Raw genomic sequence first — 15544 nt, 5'->3', positions numbered from 1 at the left:
CGCTTGCACTCTGGATGAGCAAATGTCTTTATCGCAATGATAAGATTGGGGAAGTGGTACGCCCTAGGGGAGTCGAACCCCTCTTTTCAGAATGAAAATCTGACGTCCTAACCGATAGACGAAGGGCGCGTACGCGTTGTGGCGCCCTTATAGTCAGGCACTGGATTCTCCGCAAGCGCCTATTTCCACTTTTTTGCATTTCCATGACATTTTTATGCAAATGCCATGCCGCTAGGTGGAAAACTCGTCTTGAGGACGGGCAAATCATGCAGCTGCGGTAGCGCCGTTATTCACATGTGGGGAAAGGGGGAAGCGTGGGATTACGTCGGGGATCAGGGGGCGTCCCGGTGATCGTAACCCCACGCTTCATCGGGGGACGCGGGATTAACGGAGCAGCAAAAGATTGGTTCCGAGGGTTATTCTAAAAAGTTTTATCGGCGCAACACCTGTCCGTGATCGGTGAGAAGTGGCGCGAGATAGTCCACACAACGCTCGCTGTTCTGGTGGAAAAATTGCGTGATGGCCGATTGCGTCAACTCCACGAAATGGACTTTAACGAGTTCCGGCTTTTCTCCGGCGAGGCGCAATTGTGCCAGATGCGCGTCGAACGCAGCTTGCGCCTCCACTTTGGTCGCGTTGACGTGTAGCACGTAGTAGATTCCGACGTGATCGGCTTTACCTCTGGTCTTGATGCAGAGAGGCCGAAAGTCTTCAGCCATCTCCAGAAAGGCCGACCCAATCTCCTCAATGACTTCACGTTCGCAACAATGCCTGCCACTGATCGACCCATCCGGGGCAATCTCTACGTTGCAGCCAACGAATTGCAGTTGTCCCGGCGAGGAGGTTGACGAGTTCATTTCGCCAAACAGAACGTAATTGTCGCTGGTGACGATGGCAGCTGCACAATATACGATATGGCAGGGCGTGGCTGTCGGATGGGCATTTGCGTAGAGGTAATGCGCGTAGTCGGTGGTGGAAACCGAAACTTTGGGCGCGCCATTAACGTCGATTGCCGTAGCAGCGAGAACCGGGCCGTTGAAAAAATTGCCCTCAGCATTCACGCGCTGCCAATGGGCTACGATCAGGGCGCGTTCTTTTTCAGACAATGGCAGTGGAGCGACTGGTGTGCTGAACGACGTCTCTATGTCAGAGAAATGAAAATGAACTTTACCCAAGATAAAAATCCGCAATTTGTGTCTACAATGCGCGGCAGGATACAGGAAAACAATGCGGCTACAACCAGAGCTGTATGTCTGTTTTAAAACGCTCTCAAAAACAAAACCGCCCGCGAACGTGTCGTCGCGGGCGGTTTTGAAACATGTCGTCACCGGCTGGTGATTACAGATCGACGTCCAGGATGGCCATCGAGAAATTGTAGGAGCGGTCGCCGTCTTCGTCATCGATGTAGACGACGCCAAGAAATTCTTCGCCAGCATAGACTTCTGCCGAATCGTCCTTGCGGGGGCGGGCTTTTACGATCATTTTTTCGTTGAAGGTACGCTTGAAATAGGCGTCGAGTTTTTTGATTTCGTCGGCTTTCACCAGTCTTCTCCTGTGCGGTTCCCACGGCGCAACGCGTCTTGCGAGACGCGTCATCAGGACGCCGTGACTCTTAAAATGTGCCCGCTTTTGGCATGGCTTAAAGGCGAAAGTAAAGTCAAAGAGGCAAATCGTCGGCGTGATCTGTACGGACGCACCTGAAAATACTCTCAGATATCCGCGCCGATGATCTGGTCCATGATGCGCGAAGGCTCGTTGCATCCGCCGTCTCCCACCACGCGGGCCGGCACACCGGCAACGGTGGCATTGGGCGGAACCGGCTTCAACACGACGGAACCGGCGGCGATGCGTGAGCAACTGCCGATCTCGATATTGCCGAGAATTTTGGCGCCTGCGCCGATCAGCACGCCGCTGCGGATTTTCGGATGGCGGTCTGCGCCTTCTTTGCCAGTGCCGCCGAGTGTTACGCCGTGCAGGATGGACACGTTGTCGCCGATGACTGCCGTCTCACCCACGACGAGACCTGTCGCGTGGTCGAGGAAAAGACCCTTGCCGATGCGCGCTGCCGGGTTGATATCCGTCTGGAAAACGCTGGATGCGCGGCTTTGCAGATAGAGCGCGAAATCACGGCGGCCCTTGTTCCATAGCCAGTGGGCGAGGCGGTGCGTCTGGATGGCGTGGAAGCCCTTGAAATACAGTACCGGCTCCATGAAGCGGGTGCAGGCGGGGTCGCGGTCATAGACGGCCTGAATATCCACCCGCAGGATCGCGGCCCATTCCGGCCAGTCCTGCAACATCTCGTCAAAGGTCTGGCGCAGCAAAACCGCCTGCATATCCGGGTGGTCCAGAAGCTCGCAGATGCGGTAGATCACGCACTCTTCCAGAGAATGATGGTTGAGGATTGTCGAATAGAAGAAGGCCGACAGCAGCGGGTCCTGCGATGCGGCGGTGCGGGCCTCGTTCTGGAGGCTTCCCCAGATGGGATCAACAACGGACAGTTGGTCCTGCTGACGTGCATCTATGCGTACGACCATGGAGGATCTCCCTCAAATTCGTGTCGTTGATTTATACAGAAAAAAGCGTCGCCTAGAAATGGTGATTTACCAACGCGATTAAAGACGCGAAAGGATGAGTTTTTCTGACAGCTTTTTAGAAAATGAGTGCTTGAGATCAGCTCTCAGTGTCAATCTCGCGGAAGAACTCCAATACGGCAGCCTTGAACACCCGGTCGCCGACGGCCAGCATGTGGTCGCGGCCTGGAATATCGATGGCTTTTGCGTGCGGCATGAGCGCTGCAAGCTCTTCGCCCGAACCAGCGATATCGTCCTTGGTGCCGACAGCAATCAACGTCGGAATTGCGATGGCTGCCGCTTCCTCGCGGGTCACCAGGACGCGCGACGTTTCGATACAAGCTGCAAGCGCGATGCGGTCGCTTTTCGTCTGGTCGGCAAAGGCGCGGAACATGCGGCCACGCTCATGGGTGACGACATCCAGCGACGGTGCCCGCAGGGCATCTGCAATCGGGTCCCAATCGCCAACGCCATCCACCATTCCGATGCCGAGGCCGCCGAACACCAGCGACAAAGCGCGCTGAGGATTTGCCAAGGCGACGAAAGCGGAGACGCGCGCGCCCATGGAGTAACCCATGATATGGGCCTTCGCGATGCCGAGATGGTCGAGCAGGGCCACGGCATCCTGTGCCATTTTAGCGGGATAGTAGGCGTCGGGATCATGCGGCTTGTCGCTGGTGCCATGGCCGCGATTGTCGAGCGCGATGACACGGTAACCCGCATCGCCCAGCGTCTTCACCCAGCCGGGATGCACCCAGTTGACCGCGGCGCTGGAGGCGAAACCGTGAATGAGCAGCACCGGCACGCCGGACGGGTTGCCCGCATCGAAAAACGAGAGCTGGAGGCCTTCATGGGAGAACGACTGATATTGCGGCACATTGAGATTCATCAAGGACATCCTTTTTGCGGCACCATATGTCAGGAAATCGAATGGTTGAACATATCGGGCAATATTTTCTGTGGAGGTCAAAAGGATTTGACGCTACATATCCGCAATGATGTGAGCAGAGGCTCACCCACGCGTGCATTTGGAGACGAACATGGCCGGGCATACCATTCCCCACTTCCAGAACGATGGCGGACACCGCGTCATCGAAATCGGCGTCAAGGAATTCATGTGCACGGGCGCATCCGTGCCGTTCGATCATCCGCATATCTTCATCGATATGGGCGACGACAACGAGAAGGTCTGTTCCTACTGCTCGACGCTTTTCCGTTTCAATGGATCGCTGAAGGCAACCCAGACCAACCCGCCCGGTTGCGTCTTCCACGTCAAGGCGGCCTGACCTGCCATTTTAGCTGGGGCTTTCCATGCCCGTAAAATCCGTTGCGATCATCGGTGCCGGCGTTGCCGGTCTGACCGCTGCCCTTTCCTTTGCCAGGTATGGCGTGCGGTGCGATATCATCGAGCAGGCCGACAATCTGGAAGTAGTGGGCGCGGGCCTGCAAATCTCGCCCAATGCCGCCGGTATTCTGTCTGCGCTGGGCGTTCTGCCGCAGATCGAGGCGCAATGGCTTGAGCCCGAAACGGTCGATCTCGCCTCCGGCAAGTCGCTCAAAACGCTCGTCTCGCTGCCCATGCACCAAGTGGCTCGGCAGCGCTGGGGTGCGCCCTATGGCGTGCTGCACCGGGCGACGCTGCAAAGCGCGCTGCTGGCGGCGGTGAAAGCAAATCCGCTCTGCCACCTGCATCTGGGCAAGCGACTGGATGCGGTCAATAAAGCGATCATCTCGGCAATAACATTTCAGGAGCATGACCTGATCATGGGTGCCGATGGTGTGTGGTCAAGCGCACGTTACGCCGTGCCGGGCAGTCCATCGGCCACGTTCTCGGGTAATATAGCGTGGCGGTTTACCGTGCCAGGGCAGGGCGCGCCCGCGTTTTTGAACCGCCGCTCCGTTACCGCTTTTCTCGGCCCATCCGCGCATCTGGTTGCCTATCCGCTGGCGGGAACAGGCGGGTTTAACATCGTTGCCATTGCGGCTGGCACCAATCCCGGCGACACCTGGAAGGCGGAGGCGCAGGGCCAGCAGCAGGCGCTGCTGCTGAAGCAGTTTCGGCGCTGGAACCCGGTATTTGCCAGCATGCTGCAAACCACTGCCCAGCCGACATTCTGGCCGCTGTTTCAGGCAGGCGAGGGGCGCTGGCACAATGGTCGCGACGCGGTGCTGATCGGCGATGCCGCGCATGCGATGATGCCGTTTGCGGCGCAGGGTGCCGCCATGGCCATCGAAGACGCTTTCGAACTTGCCGCATTTGTAGGGCGGGATCAGCCGTTGGCGGAAACGCTGGCACGTTTCGAGGCGCATCGCCTTCCGCGCATCGATAAGGCCCGCAAGCGCGCGGCGCTGAACAAATTTGCCTATCACGCCAGCGGGCCGATGCGGATCGGGCGCGATGTGCTGCTTTCCATGCGACCACCGGAGGCGTTTCTGGCGGATTTCGACTGGTTGTATGGGTATGAGGCCGAGGGGCTTTAGTAGGTCGCCCTCATGTTTGGGCACGATAAGGTCCGGTTCGCTTTCTATGGGGTCGAGCAGGGCCACACCCACGGTCGTCATGCTCGGGCCTGTCCCTGATATCAGCCACGTCGCATCCGCAGAAGCCTGATTAGAGCGTTTCCACGTCTTTCTAAATCGGGTTTGATTCCCAAATCAGTTCTGATGTGATTCACTGATGTTGGCTGGATGGAGGCCAGCATCTGATGACCGCACCGATATCAAATGATCTTCGTGAACGTGTTGTCGCAGCCGTGTCGAGCGGCGAAAGCGTCCGTGCCGTTGCAGCGCGCTTTGATGTGGCCGCGTCTTCGGTGGTGAAATGGTCTCAGCGCCATCGTGCGACCGGATCGGTTCGTCCAGGCAAGATGGGTGGTTACCGCAAGCGCATCCTGGAGCCACATCGCAGCTTCATTGCCGAACGGCTCGCTCAGAATCCACACCTGACACTGCATGGACTGAAGGCCGAACTTGCCTTGCGAGGCATCGCCGTCTCCCACAATACGATTTGGAAATTCATCCGCAGCGAGGGGCTGCGCTTTAAAAAAAACGCTGTTCGCCCTTGAACAGGCGCGTGCCGATGTCGCCCGTAGAAGAGAGCGATGGAAGACCTTACAGCATCACCTCGATCCTGAACGGCTGGTCTTCATTGATGAGACCTGGATCAAGACCAACATGACACCCATCAGGGGCTGGGGACCCAAAGGCAAGCGACTGCGTGCGTTTGCGCCGCATGGGCACTGGCGTACGCTGACATTCCTCGGTGCATTGAGAAAGGATCGGTTGGCAGCACCTTGTGTCTTCGACGGACCGATCAACGGTCAGTGCTTTCGTGCCTATGTCGAACAGCAGTTGGTTCCGGTTCTCAAGCCAGGCGACATCGTCGTCATGGACAATCTTGGCAGCCACAAATCCGCGGCAGTCCGTCAGGCGATCACGGCTGCCGGTGCTCGGCTATGGTTCCTGCCACCCTACTCGCCGGACCTCAATCCAATCGAACAGGCCTTCTCGAAGATAAAGCACTGGATGCGCCACGCACAGAAGCGCAGCATCGAAGATACCTGGCGGCATATTGGCGGGCTGGTCGAAACGATCCGACCCGACGAATGCGCAAACTACATCAGAAATGCAGGATATGGTTCCGTCAAAAGGTGAAGCGCTCTAGATCCTCGGGACGAGCCCGAGGATGACGAACGTGGGTGCCGTTTGTTCAGACAGTTGTAGCGTTTCCGCCAACCCTTACCCTGCCAGCGCAGCCTTATGCGCCTCGAAAAATGCCGTTGCTGTCTGCGGCTTCTCACCGGTCAGTGTCTCGTAATCCGTCGTCACGATATCAAAATTACCAGCTGCGACGTTTTCTTCCGATGAGACCAGCATGTCCGCCACGAAGCCGGGGAGGCCTGCACCTTCGATGCCTTTTTTCAGATCGGCGGGGGATACCTGCACCACGGCGAGCGGCTTGCCCGCAGCTTGCGAGATGGTCTCCGCGATCTTTTCGGTGGTCTCAGCCTGTGATCCGGTGATGGTGTAGGTCTTGTTTTCGGCCTTGCCCTTGGCCAGCACGGCGGCTGCGGCGCGAGCGCAGTCATCGCGGCTGATGTTGGAGACCTTGCCGTTTTGCGTGGCGGTGAACCATTGGCCGGTGGACAGATTATGCGGCGCCGAATGCAGATAGTTGTCGAAGTACCAGGCGTTGCGGATGATGGTGTAGGGCAGGCCGCTTGCCTTGATGGCCTGTTCGGTGCCCAGATGATCCGGCGCGAAGGAGACCAGCGATTTGCCCGGGTTGGGCATGGAGGTATAGGCGAGATGCTTCACGCCAGCCTTCTTCGCGGCCTCAACCGCTGCCCTGTGCTGTGCCAGGCGCTGGCCGGGAACGGCGAGGGCGTCTGTGGAAATCACCAGCAGTGTATCGATGCCGGTGAAGGCCTTTTCCAGCGATGCGGCATCGTCGAAATCCGCCGCGCGCGTCTCGATGCCCTTGGCGGCGAGGTCTGATAGTTTCGCAGTGTCACGGCTGGCAGCCACGATGCTGGAGGCGGGCACGTGGTATGTTTCGATGATGTGGCGGATGATGGCCTGACCGAGTTGACCAGAAGCGCCCGTGACGAGAATCTTGCTCATGACTGTTTCCTTTGCGGTGGTCTCAAAAAGAGAGTAAGGCTAAAATAGGAATTACGGTGCATCTGTAAAGAAGGCATGTTTTCCGCTGTACGTTACCAAAAAGGAACCACCATGACTGCGACGATTTCCAGATTGAAGCCGAAGGCATCTGCGCCATCGCCAGATTTTGCCAATCTGGATTTCGACAATTGCCCGGTGCGCGACCTTCTCAACCAAATCGGCGGTAAGTGGTCGACATTGTTGCTGCAGGCCTTGTCGGAAAAGCCTTATCGCTTTGGGGAATTGCGCCGCATGGTGCCGGATATTTCGCAGCGCATGCTGACACAGACATTGCGCGATCTTCAGCGCGACGGTTACATTCATCGCGAAGTGTTTCCCACCAAGCCTCCCAGCGTGGAATATAGCATGACGCCGCTGGGTCGCTCGCTGTACCGGCCCCTGTCGGAGGTGATCAACTGGGCACTGGAAAACCACGATGCCGTCAAGGTTGCGCGGCAGCGCTTCGAAGCGGATACCTGATGCTTCATACACTTGTGAAAGCGCTCATGTTGCGTCGCGTCAAATCGCGCGTCTCTTTCAAAAAAGTTCTTGACCCTGCACGTGGCTCCCCTTAAACAACACTCGAACCGTACCGTACGGTACATAATATTCGAGATGGAGTGGACAAGGTGGGGACCGATCCGAACACATCGCAGGAATTTTCGCCGCGCCAGAACGCCGTTCTGGAACAGGCATTGCGTTTGCTGGTCGAGGGCGGGGAAAAAGCGCTGACGACATCGGGTCTGGCGCGCGCTGCCAACTGTTCCAAGGAAAGCCTCTATAAGTGGTTCGGTGATCGTGACGGCCTGCTGGCTGCGATGATCACCTTTCAGCAGAGCAAGGTCCGTACCTTTGAAAAGGCGGGTGACCGGGTGTCTGCGCCGCAACTGATCGACCATCTCGAGGTCTTTGCCCATGATCTTCTGGACGTTCTGGCAGGCGACGTTTCGCTGGCGCTGAACCGTCTGGCCATCGGCCAGGCCAGCCGCGATGGCTCCAAGCTGGGCAACCTGCTGGTCGAGCGCGGTCGTCGCCAGATCGACAAGCGGGCGCGGGGTCTCATCGAGGCCGGTCGCCGCTCCGGTTATCTGCGCTTCGATGATCTCGAAGACGCCTATCGCAGTTTTTACGGCCTGATCGTTTCCGATCTGCATGTGCGCATGCTGCTCGGCGAGGCGCAGGCCAAGGATTTTTCCGCGCGGGCGCGCAAGGCCGTTTCGGCCTTTCTCACGCTCTACGGCACGGAGAAGGTACATTCGGAAACGGGCGGAAAGGCCGCCTGACATCCGGTTTCAACACCATCATCTATCAAGGAAGGACTACCGAAATGCGCGTCTATTACGATCGTGATGCCGATCTCAATCTCATCAAGGCGAAGAATGTCGCCATCGTCGGTTACGGTTCCCAGGGTCGCGCGCATGCGCTGAACCTGAAGGACAGCGGTGCGACTGGCGTCGTCATCGCGCTGAAGGCTGGCTCTGCCACCATCAAGAAGGCCGAAGCCGATGGCTTCAAGGTCATGACCGTTGCAGACGCTGCAAAGTGGGCCGATCTCTTGATGATGGCAACGCCTGACGAACTTCAGGCCGACATCTACAAGGCAGACATTGCCGACAACATTCGTGACGGCGCAGCCATTGCATTCGCCCACGGCCTCAACGTTCACTTCGGCCTCATCGAGCCGAAGGCATCGCTCGACGTCGTCATGATCGCACCGAAGGGCCCAGGCCACACGGTTCGCGGTGAATACCAGAAGGGCGGCGGCGTTCCTTGCCTCGTTGCCGTTCATCAGAACGCATCCGGCAACGCGCTTGAAGTTGCGCTGTCCTACGCCTGCGGCGTTGGCGGTGGTCGCTCCGGCATCATCGAAACCAACTTCCGCGAAGAGTGCGAAACCGACCTCTTCGGCGAACAGGTCGTTCTGTGCGGCGGTCTCGTCGAGCTGATCCGCGCTGGTTTCGAAACACTGACCGAAGCCGGTTACGCACCAGAAATGGCCTATTTCGAGTGCCTGCACGAAGTAAAGCTGATCGTGGACCTGATCTACGAAGGCGGCATCGCCAACATGAACTACTCCATCTCCAACACTGCCGAGTGGGGCGAATACGTCACCGGTCCTCGCATCATCACTGCCGAAACGAAGGCTGAAATGAAGCGCGTTCTGACCGACATCCAGACCGGCAAGTTCACATCCGACTGGATGCAGGAATACCGCGCCGGCGGCTCGCGCTTCAAGGGCATCCGCCGCATGAACGACACCCACCAGATCGAAGAAGTTGGCGCCAAGCTGCGTGGCATGATGCCTTGGATCGGCAAGAACAAGCTGGTCGACAAGGCTGTGAACTAAGCCTTTCGATGACGGATGGCTCAGGTTTCCTTGGAAATCTGATCGTCAGGCAAATGCATGAACTCATCAAGAATGCCCGCGAAAATGCTTTTCGCGGGCATTTTATTGCCAGCCTGGTAAACACGTGCTGTGATAGTGCCAAGACACAACCAGTGAGGTATGTCATGCATGAATCGGACACGCAGCTGTCAGATGAGGATTTCGATACGATCCGCCGTCTGGAAGAGATCCTGTGGATCAGCGAAACGCGGTTCGATCCCGCGTTTATCGAGAAAATATTCGCGAAGGATTTCTTTGAGTTCGGACGTTCGGGCCGGACTTATGCCAGAGCGGAAATGGTCTTTGATCCTAGCAAGGCCACGGTGATTGAGTGTACTTTGCCATTCCCCAGTTTCCACGCCAGGCATTTGTCGGAAGACATCGTGCAGGTCACCTATGTCAGCGAAGTCGTCTATTCAAGCGGAACCGAGCGTGCCAACCGATCTTCGATCTGGAGCCGGAATGGTGACGATTGGGTGCTGCGGTTTCATCAAGGGACGCCGATTCGGTGATGGGCTAACGTGATCGAGCGCGTTCCGACCGAAGCTTAGAGTTTAAGCTGGATGTGCCTTCCTTCATTCCTGTCACAAGCACAGGAATGAAGGTGTATTAAATTCCTCGCTCACATAACAACATGTTGAGAGGCGAACTCAATTTCCCGGCGCAATCACACCCTTCGTCAGAATAAAACACCCGTAAAACCGCGTCTCGCCCGTCGTAATTACGCAGTATGCATCTTTCGCCTGTTCGTAGAATGCAAAACGCTCGATGCCGTACATCGGCGCGGGCTTGCCTTCGGCGGCGTCAATTTCCGCTTGCACCTCGGCCTGCACCGGTTCGATCTGGTCAGGCGCGCCCATGACTTCCATGCGGCCGACGGAGGGCTGGAGGGGGGTGTCGAGAGGGAAGACGGAGAGGATGGCCTTCATGGCGCGGGCAGCGGAAATGTTTTCCATGCGCAGCACCTGCCCGACATTGGTCGACTGGGCGACGCTGTCGGAGGGGAAGTTGGTGTCGGTGACGACGAGCGTGTCGCCATGGCCCATGGCGCGCAGCGCGTGCAGCACATCGGCATTCAGCGCCGGGTCGATATTCTTGAGCATGTCGTCTCCTCCTGCGATCAAATCAATCGGCCCGCAATCGAGCCGGAAAATGCCCTGTCGTCAATCCATCGTGAAGCAGATTGTGAAGTCTGCGGAGAGATTGTATTTGGTATCGGCAATTTGGGAGCAGGCGCAAAAAATCTGAAAAACCGTACCGAAAACCGATAAGTCAGCATTGCTGACCTATCGTGATTTCTGTACATATTTGCGCAAGAAAACGAAATATGAGGAAACCACCCTATGCTTGATTGGGAACAAATTTTCGCCACGCGCTCATCGCGGATGAAAGCCTCTGAAATCCGCGAGCTTCTGAAGCTTCTGGACCAGCCTGACATCATTTCCTTTGCGGGCGGTATTCCTGACCCGGCGCTGTTTCCCGATGAGGAATTCAAGCAGGCTTACGCGGATATTTTCTCTGGTCCGCAGGTGAATTCGGCTCTGCAATATTCCGTCAGCGAAGGCTACAAGCCGCTGCGCGAATGGATCGTCAAGGACATGGCGAAGATCGGCATCGACTGCGCCGTCGATAACGTTTTCATCACCTCGGGTTCGCAGCAGGCGCTGGATTATCTCGGCAAGCTGTTCATTTCACCCAACGACACCGCGCTGGTGACATGGCCGACCTATCTCGGCGCTCTCTCGGCGTTCAACGCCTATGAGCCGACCTACGATCAGCTGAACCCGAACGGTAACCGCACGCCGCAGGCTTACCGTGACACGGCGGCGAAGACTGGCGGTGCGGTGAAGTTTGCCTATCTTTCGGCGGATTTCTCAAACCCGACGGGCGAAACCGTCGATCTGGCCGGTCGCCACAAGCTGCTGGAACTGGCGGATGAGCTGGATATCGCCGTTATCGAAGACGGTGCCTATCAGAACCTGCGTTTTGATGGCGAGCCGGTCACGCCGATCATGGCGCTGGATATCGCCCGCAGCGGTGGCATCGAAAAGACCCGCACGATCTATTCCGGCAGCTTCTCCAAGACGCTGGCGCCGGGTCTTCGGGTCGGCTTCGTGGTTGCGTCCATGCCGGTCATCCGCAAGCTGGTGCTGATGAAGCAGGCTGCGGACCTGCATTCCTCGACCATCAACCAGATGGCCGTCGAGCATGTTGCGTCGCGCGGTTTCGACAAACAGGTCGCCAAGATCAAGGCAGCCTACAGTGCTCGCCGCGATGCGATGCTGGCTGCGTTGGACAAGTACATGCCGAAATCTGCCCGCTGGACGAAGCCGGAAGGCGGCATGTTCGTCTGGGTCACGCTGCCGGAAGGCCTCGATGGCGCGGAACTGCTGGCGCAATCGCTTTCCACCGAACGCGTGGCCTTTGTTCCCGGCAAGGCCTTCTTTGCGGATGGCTCCGGCGCCAACACGCTGCGCATCAGCTTTTCCTGTGCCAACGAGCAGATGATCGAGGAAGGCATCAAGCGCCTTGGCCGTTTGATTGCCGGTGCGGAAACGAAATCGACTGCGACGATGCCGCTGGTCTAAGCGGTCGTCTTTTTGCGTCAGTTCCTCGGGCTCGTCCGAGGGACTGACGCACCCCAACATCGAACGTGATTAGACCCTCGGGACAAGCCCACTGCTGTCCGGTTTATTAATCCTCCGTCCATTGGAGCATCAGCTGGTCATTGTGGCATCTGCTGCTGTTGGGTGGTTTGAGAAGACTGTCTGTTCTTTTTCGATGCATGAGGTTGGCCCGCACGAGGCGGGCGAAGATCCAGGGGCTTTTGATGGTCTTCTGGTCTGCCTGCGCCATGCGCAGAAGCAGGAAAGCGATGAGGGCCACGGTGATCTGAATGCGCACGGCGTTTTCTGAGACGCCCAGGAAGTGCTTGATCTTCAAGGTCTGCTTGACCCATTTGAAGAACAGCTCGATAGCCCAGCGACGCTTGTAGAGATCGGCGATCTCTTGCGCAGTGGCATCGAGATCGTTCGACAGGATCCGCAGGACCTTGCCGGTATCGCTTTGCACCGTGATCTCGCGAACCGGGTCGCTGAACGGGTTCTTGCGGTTGCCGGCCTGACGGGCAGGCAGCAGACCAATGCGATCCGACAGGATGCGACCACCGTTTGCATCCGCGTCCCCCAGCGGCTGCTCATGCAACACCGTCAGGGGTGTATGGGACTTGAAGCGGGTGACGATGCGGCATCCGGCCTGATCCATTCTGGCCCACCATGAGAAATCATAATAGCCCAGATCAAAGACGTAGGTCGCGCCCGGTTCGATCGGCATGGCCTTGGCCGCGGTGATGTCATTGACATTGGCGGGTGTAACGGCGGCATAGATCGGTCGCTCTGCGCCCGCATCATAGACGATGTGGACCTTGGCTCCGCACGCCTTATGGGAGAACCGCGCCCATTGCGATCCTGCACCGGAAAGGCGAAGGCTCGTGGCATCGATCAGATAGGTCGCCTCGCCGACGGCCCGTCGCAACCCGCGCCCAGCTCGTGTGACCAGCTCGGCAAACAGACCGGTAAAGACCGCACTTGAGCGTTTGGCATTGGCATCAGCCAGCGTCGAACGTGAGGCCGGGCGTGCGCCGAGATGATAAAGGCGTGTCGAATGGCTTTCCAGACCGCCTTCGATCTCGTGCAAGCTGACAGCACCGGCCAGTTGCCCATACAGCAGGGCGATCAACTGGCTCTTGGTGGACAATCGCCGGATATGCTTATCGGTGCCATGCTCATCCACAAGCCGCTCGAAGGTCGACCAGGAAATGCGCTTCAAAAGATCACGAAAAACGCTATTGTGATGCCGCACGGTGTTGCCTCTCTTTCGTGTCCAAATCGTCGCCAAACGCTTGAATACGAATAGAATCAACACCGTGCGCCGTGTCTACAAATTTAAACCGGACAGCAGTGGGACAAGCCCGAGGGTGACGAATAATCTTGCTTTGTGCCATCCCAACAAAAGGATTTGCCCATGACCAGCCAGCACGCTTTCCAGCAAGTGGATGTCTTCTCGTCGCAGCCACTCAAGGGCAATCCTCTCGCCGTTGTCTTCGATGCGGACGGCCTTTCCGACGCGCAGATGGCGGCTTTTGCCAACTGGACGAACCTCAGCGAAACGACATTCATTCTAAAACCCACATCGCCGGATGCCGATTACCGAGTGCGGATATTTACGCCGCATGGTGAGCTGCCCTTCGCCGGTCATCCGACGCTTGGCACATGCCACGTCTGGCTTTCGCGTCAGGGTAAAACAGATAAGAGCGAGGTCGTGCAGGAGTGTGAGGCGGGTCTCGTCAGGGTCAAAGTTTCGGATGGCAAGCTTGCCTTTGCGGCACCGCCTTTACGCAAATCCGGTCCGGTGGAGGCCGATACGTTTGAGGCGGTCATCGCGGGTCTTGGTCTTGCCAAGGACACCGTTGTCGATGCGAATTGGACGGATAACGGTCCCGGCTGGATTTCGCTGCTGCTGCGCACTCGCCAAGATGTGTTGAACATCAAGCCGAATTATCCCGTTCTCGGCGGGCTGAAGGTTGGCGTGGCGGCGCCTTGCGGTACGGATGATGCTATCGAGGCGGATTTCGAGCTGAGAGCCTTTGCGGATGGTTACGAAGACCCAGTCACAGGCAGCCTGAATGCGGGCATCGCGCAATGGCTGATCGGGCAGGGCATTGCGCCACAACATTATGTGGCAAGTCAGGGTACGGTTCTGGGCCGGGCCGGGCGCGTGAGTGTCGACAAGATCGGCGACGATATCTGGATCGGTGGTGCGGTGACGGTGTTGATAGAGGGTACTGTTACGTTGTGATGGGCGCTTAAAACCTGCCTGTCACACACATGTTATGGATGTGTGTTTTAGCGGTGCCAGATCGCAACTGGAACCGCATTCATGAAAACGCTTCTTTCCGCCTTCACGGCCATCGTATCGCTCGGCATTCTCATGGGCAGCGCCCAGGCGGCTGATCTGGTGCTCTACACCAGCCAGCCGAACGAGGATGCGCAGGCGACCGTCGATGGCTTCAAGGCGGCCAATCCCGACATCGACATTCAGTGGGTGCGGGATGGAACGCCGAAGATCATGGCCAAGCTGATGGCCGAGATCGAAGCGGGCAACCCGGTTGCCGACGTTCTGCTGATTGCCGATACCGTGACGCTGGAGCGCATGAAGCAGGCCAAGCAATTGCTGGCCTACAAGTCGCCGGAAGCAGCCCATTACGATGCGACGCTTTATGATGCTGATGGCTATTACTACTCCACCAAGCTCATCACGACCGGCATCATGTACAACACGCAGGCCGCGATGAAGCCTACGAGCTGGGCGGATCTGGCAAAGCCGGACGCCAAGGGGCTGGTTGCCATGCCAAGCCCACTGACCTCTGGTGCGGCCCTCATTCACGCGCAGACGCTGGTTGGTGTCGATAGCCTGAGTTGGGATTACTACAAAGCCCTGAAAACCAACGGCGCGATTGCTGCTGGCGGCAATGGCGCGGTGTTGAAGTCTGTTGCATCTGGCGAAAAGGCCTATGGCGTTGTGGTGGATTACATGCCGATCCGCGAAAAGGCCAAGGGCGCCCCGGTTGAGTTCGTGTTTCCGGAAGAGGGCGTTTCTGCCGTGACCGAGCCAGTCGGCATTCTGGCCAACACCAAACATGCCGATGCCGCCAAGAAGTTCGTGGATTATGTCCTGTCCGCGAAGGGACAGGAAGGCTTCGTCAAGCTCGGTTATATCCCGGCCCGCAACGACGTTGCCCTGCCGGAAGGTTTTCCTGCGCGCGACAAGATCAAGGTGCTGCCGATCAACGCGTCCGAAGCGTTGAAGAATTCCGAGAAGGACCTGAAAACCTTCTCCGATATCTTCGACTCCAAGGGCTGATCCA

Annotated in this window: 17 protein-coding genes and 1 tRNA gene; 10 read left to right on the top strand and 8 right to left on the bottom strand. The window is 57.6% G+C overall.

Features of this window, described 5'->3' with window-relative positions; translation table 11 throughout:
- Nucleotides 1-54: 54 nt before the first annotated feature.
- From HRR99_RS09050 to HRR99_RS09030, 5 genes are all read right to left on the bottom strand, one after another.
- A tRNA-Glu gene (locus HRR99_RS09050) sits at nt 55-129 on the bottom strand.
- Nucleotides 130-431: 302 nt separating this feature from the next.
- A complete protein-coding gene (locus tag HRR99_RS09045) occupies nt 432-1175 on the bottom strand; it encodes a hypothetical protein (protein WP_233121262.1) in 744 nt (247 codons plus the stop codon).
- 163 nt (nt 1176-1338) lie between these two features.
- On the bottom strand, nt 1339-1542 hold the full coding sequence (locus tag HRR99_RS09040) for a DUF3126 family protein (RefSeq protein ID WP_111838087.1): 204 nt from the start codon (nt 1540-1542) through the stop codon (nt 1339-1341).
- A gap of 167 nt (nt 1543-1709) precedes the next feature.
- Nucleotides 1710-2534, bottom strand: coding sequence for a serine O-acetyltransferase (gene cysE / locus HRR99_RS09035; protein WP_233121260.1), 825 nt, complete (start codon nt 2532-2534; stop codon nt 1710-1712).
- A gap of 136 nt (nt 2535-2670) precedes the next feature.
- Nucleotides 2671-3459 carry an alpha/beta fold hydrolase gene (locus tag HRR99_RS09030; protein WP_233121258.1) on the bottom strand — a complete coding sequence of 263 codons (789 nt, stop codon included), beginning with the start codon at nt 3457-3459 and terminating at the stop codon, nt 2671-2673.
- A gap of 151 nt (nt 3460-3610) precedes the next feature.
- On the opposite strand from HRR99_RS09030, the gene HRR99_RS09025 reads away from it, so the two are divergent.
- The 3 genes from HRR99_RS09025 (at nt 3611) to HRR99_RS09015 (ending at nt 6224) form a co-directional block, all read left to right on the top strand.
- Nucleotides 3611-3856, top strand: coding sequence for a zinc-finger domain-containing protein (locus HRR99_RS09025; RefSeq protein WP_111838089.1), 246 nt, complete (start codon nt 3611-3613; stop codon nt 3854-3856).
- Nucleotides 3857-3881: 25 nt separating this feature from the next.
- Complete coding sequence (locus tag HRR99_RS09020) at nt 3882-5051, top strand: FAD-dependent monooxygenase (RefSeq protein WP_233121257.1); 1170 nt, start codon at nt 3882-3884, stop codon at nt 5049-5051.
- A 224-nt stretch (nt 5052-5275) separates the two neighbouring features.
- A protein-coding gene (locus tag HRR99_RS09015; RefSeq protein ID WP_233121255.1) for an IS630 family transposase occupies nt 5276-6224 on the top strand; the annotation gives its coding sequence in 2 pieces (ribosomal slippage) (nt 5276-5611 and nt 5613-6224; 948 coding nt in all).
- Between the two features lie 84 nt (nt 6225-6308).
- Here the strand turns inward: HRR99_RS09015 and HRR99_RS09010 are convergent.
- Nucleotides 6309-7193, bottom strand: coding sequence for an SDR family oxidoreductase (locus HRR99_RS09010; RefSeq protein WP_233121253.1), 885 nt, complete (start codon nt 7191-7193; stop codon nt 6309-6311).
- A gap of 111 nt (nt 7194-7304) precedes the next feature.
- On the opposite strand from HRR99_RS09010, the gene HRR99_RS09005 reads away from it, so the two are divergent.
- The 4 genes from HRR99_RS09005 to HRR99_RS08990 all read left to right on the top strand — a co-directional run bounded on the left by HRR99_RS09005 (nt 7305) and on the right by HRR99_RS08990 (nt 10130).
- Complete coding sequence (locus HRR99_RS09005) at nt 7305-7712, top strand: winged helix-turn-helix transcriptional regulator (protein WP_233121252.1); 408 nt, start codon at nt 7305-7307, stop codon at nt 7710-7712.
- Between the two features lie 149 nt (nt 7713-7861).
- Entirely contained in the window at nt 7862-8515 is a 654-nt protein-coding gene (locus tag HRR99_RS09000; RefSeq protein WP_065698258.1) for a TetR/AcrR family transcriptional regulator, read from the top strand.
- Between the two features lie 44 nt (nt 8516-8559).
- Complete coding sequence (gene ilvC, locus HRR99_RS08995; protein WP_233121250.1) at nt 8560-9579, top strand: ketol-acid reductoisomerase; 1020 nt, start codon at nt 8560-8562, stop codon at nt 9577-9579.
- 8 nt (nt 9580-9587) lie between these two features.
- The gene (locus HRR99_RS08990) at nt 9588-10130 is read left to right on the top strand and encodes a nuclear transport factor 2 family protein (protein ID WP_233121248.1); all 543 of its coding nucleotides are present in this window, start codon (nt 9588-9590) and stop codon (nt 10128-10130) included.
- A gap of 138 nt (nt 10131-10268) precedes the next feature.
- On the opposite strand, the gene HRR99_RS08985 is transcribed toward HRR99_RS08990, so the two are convergent.
- On the bottom strand, nt 10269-10721 hold the full coding sequence (locus HRR99_RS08985; protein ID WP_233121246.1) for an RbsD/FucU family protein: 453 nt from the start codon (nt 10719-10721) through the stop codon (nt 10269-10271).
- A 240-nt stretch (nt 10722-10961) separates the two neighbouring features.
- Here HRR99_RS08985 and HRR99_RS08980 point away from each other — a divergent pair, with 240 nt between their 5' ends.
- Nucleotides 10962-12206 carry an aminotransferase-like domain-containing protein gene (locus tag HRR99_RS08980; RefSeq protein WP_233121244.1) on the top strand — a complete coding sequence of 415 codons (1245 nt, stop codon included), beginning with the start codon at nt 10962-10964 and terminating at the stop codon, nt 12204-12206.
- Nucleotides 12207-12312: 106 nt separating this feature from the next.
- Here HRR99_RS08980 and HRR99_RS08975 read toward each other — a convergent pair whose 3' ends face one another.
- Nucleotides 12313-13479 (bottom strand): IS4 family transposase, encoded by a 1167-nt coding sequence (locus tag HRR99_RS08975; protein WP_233121243.1) that lies wholly within the window; start codon nt 13477-13479, stop codon nt 12313-12315.
- 162 nt (nt 13480-13641) lie between these two features.
- Here HRR99_RS08975 and HRR99_RS08970 point away from each other — a divergent pair, with 162 nt between their 5' ends.
- Nucleotides 13642-14475, top strand: a complete 834-nt coding sequence (locus HRR99_RS08970; RefSeq protein ID WP_233121241.1) for a PhzF family phenazine biosynthesis protein — start codon at nt 13642-13644, stop codon at nt 14473-14475.
- A gap of 81 nt (nt 14476-14556) precedes the next feature.
- A complete protein-coding gene (locus tag HRR99_RS08965; RefSeq protein ID WP_233121240.1) occupies nt 14557-15540 on the top strand; it encodes an ABC transporter substrate-binding protein in 984 nt (327 codons plus the stop codon).
- Nucleotides 15541-15544: the final 4 nt, after the last annotated feature.

Origin of the sequence: Agrobacterium vaccinii (assembly GCF_021310995.1) — a bacterium.
GTDB classification, from domain to species: domain Bacteria; phylum Pseudomonadota; class Alphaproteobacteria; order Rhizobiales; family Rhizobiaceae; genus Agrobacterium; species Agrobacterium vaccinii.
Note: the sequence above shows the minus strand (reverse complement) of the source record. Positions and strands in the feature narration are given on the sequence as shown.

Bases quoted from the DNA above. Each gene is read 5' to 3' on its own strand.
- ilvC (WP_233121250.1), top strand. From the start codon at position 8,560: ATGCGCGTCTATTACGATCGTGATGCCGATCTCAATCTCATCAAGGCG.
- HRR99_RS08985 (WP_233121246.1), bottom strand. From the start codon at position 10,721: ATGCTCAAGAATATCGACCCGGCGCTGAATGCCGATGTGCTGCACGCG.
- HRR99_RS08965 (WP_233121240.1), top strand. From the start codon at position 14,557: ATGAAAACGCTTCTTTCCGCCTTCACGGCCATCGTATCGCTCGGCATT.
- HRR99_RS09010 (WP_233121253.1), bottom strand. From the start codon at position 7,193: ATGAGCAAGATTCTCGTCACGGGCGCTTCTGGTCAACTCGGTCAGGCC.
- HRR99_RS09025 (WP_111838089.1), top strand. From the start codon at position 3,611: ATGGCCGGGCATACCATTCCCCACTTCCAGAACGATGGCGGACACCGC.
- HRR99_RS08970 (WP_233121241.1), top strand. From the start codon at position 13,642: ATGACCAGCCAGCACGCTTTCCAGCAAGTGGATGTCTTCTCGTCGCAG.
- HRR99_RS09005 (WP_233121252.1), top strand. From the start codon at position 7,305: ATGACTGCGACGATTTCCAGATTGAAGCCGAAGGCATCTGCGCCATCG.
- HRR99_RS08980 (WP_233121244.1), top strand. From the start codon at position 10,962: ATGCTTGATTGGGAACAAATTTTCGCCACGCGCTCATCGCGGATGAAA.
- HRR99_RS09030 (WP_233121258.1), bottom strand. From the start codon at position 3,459: ATGAATCTCAATGTGCCGCAATATCAGTCGTTCTCCCATGAAGGCCTC.
- HRR99_RS08990 (WP_233121248.1), top strand. From the start codon at position 9,588: ATGACGGATGGCTCAGGTTTCCTTGGAAATCTGATCGTCAGGCAAATG.
- cysE (WP_233121260.1), bottom strand. From the start codon at position 2,534: ATGGTCGTACGCATAGATGCACGTCAGCAGGACCAACTGTCCGTTGTT.
- HRR99_RS09020 (WP_233121257.1), top strand. From the start codon at position 3,882: ATGCCCGTAAAATCCGTTGCGATCATCGGTGCCGGCGTTGCCGGTCTG.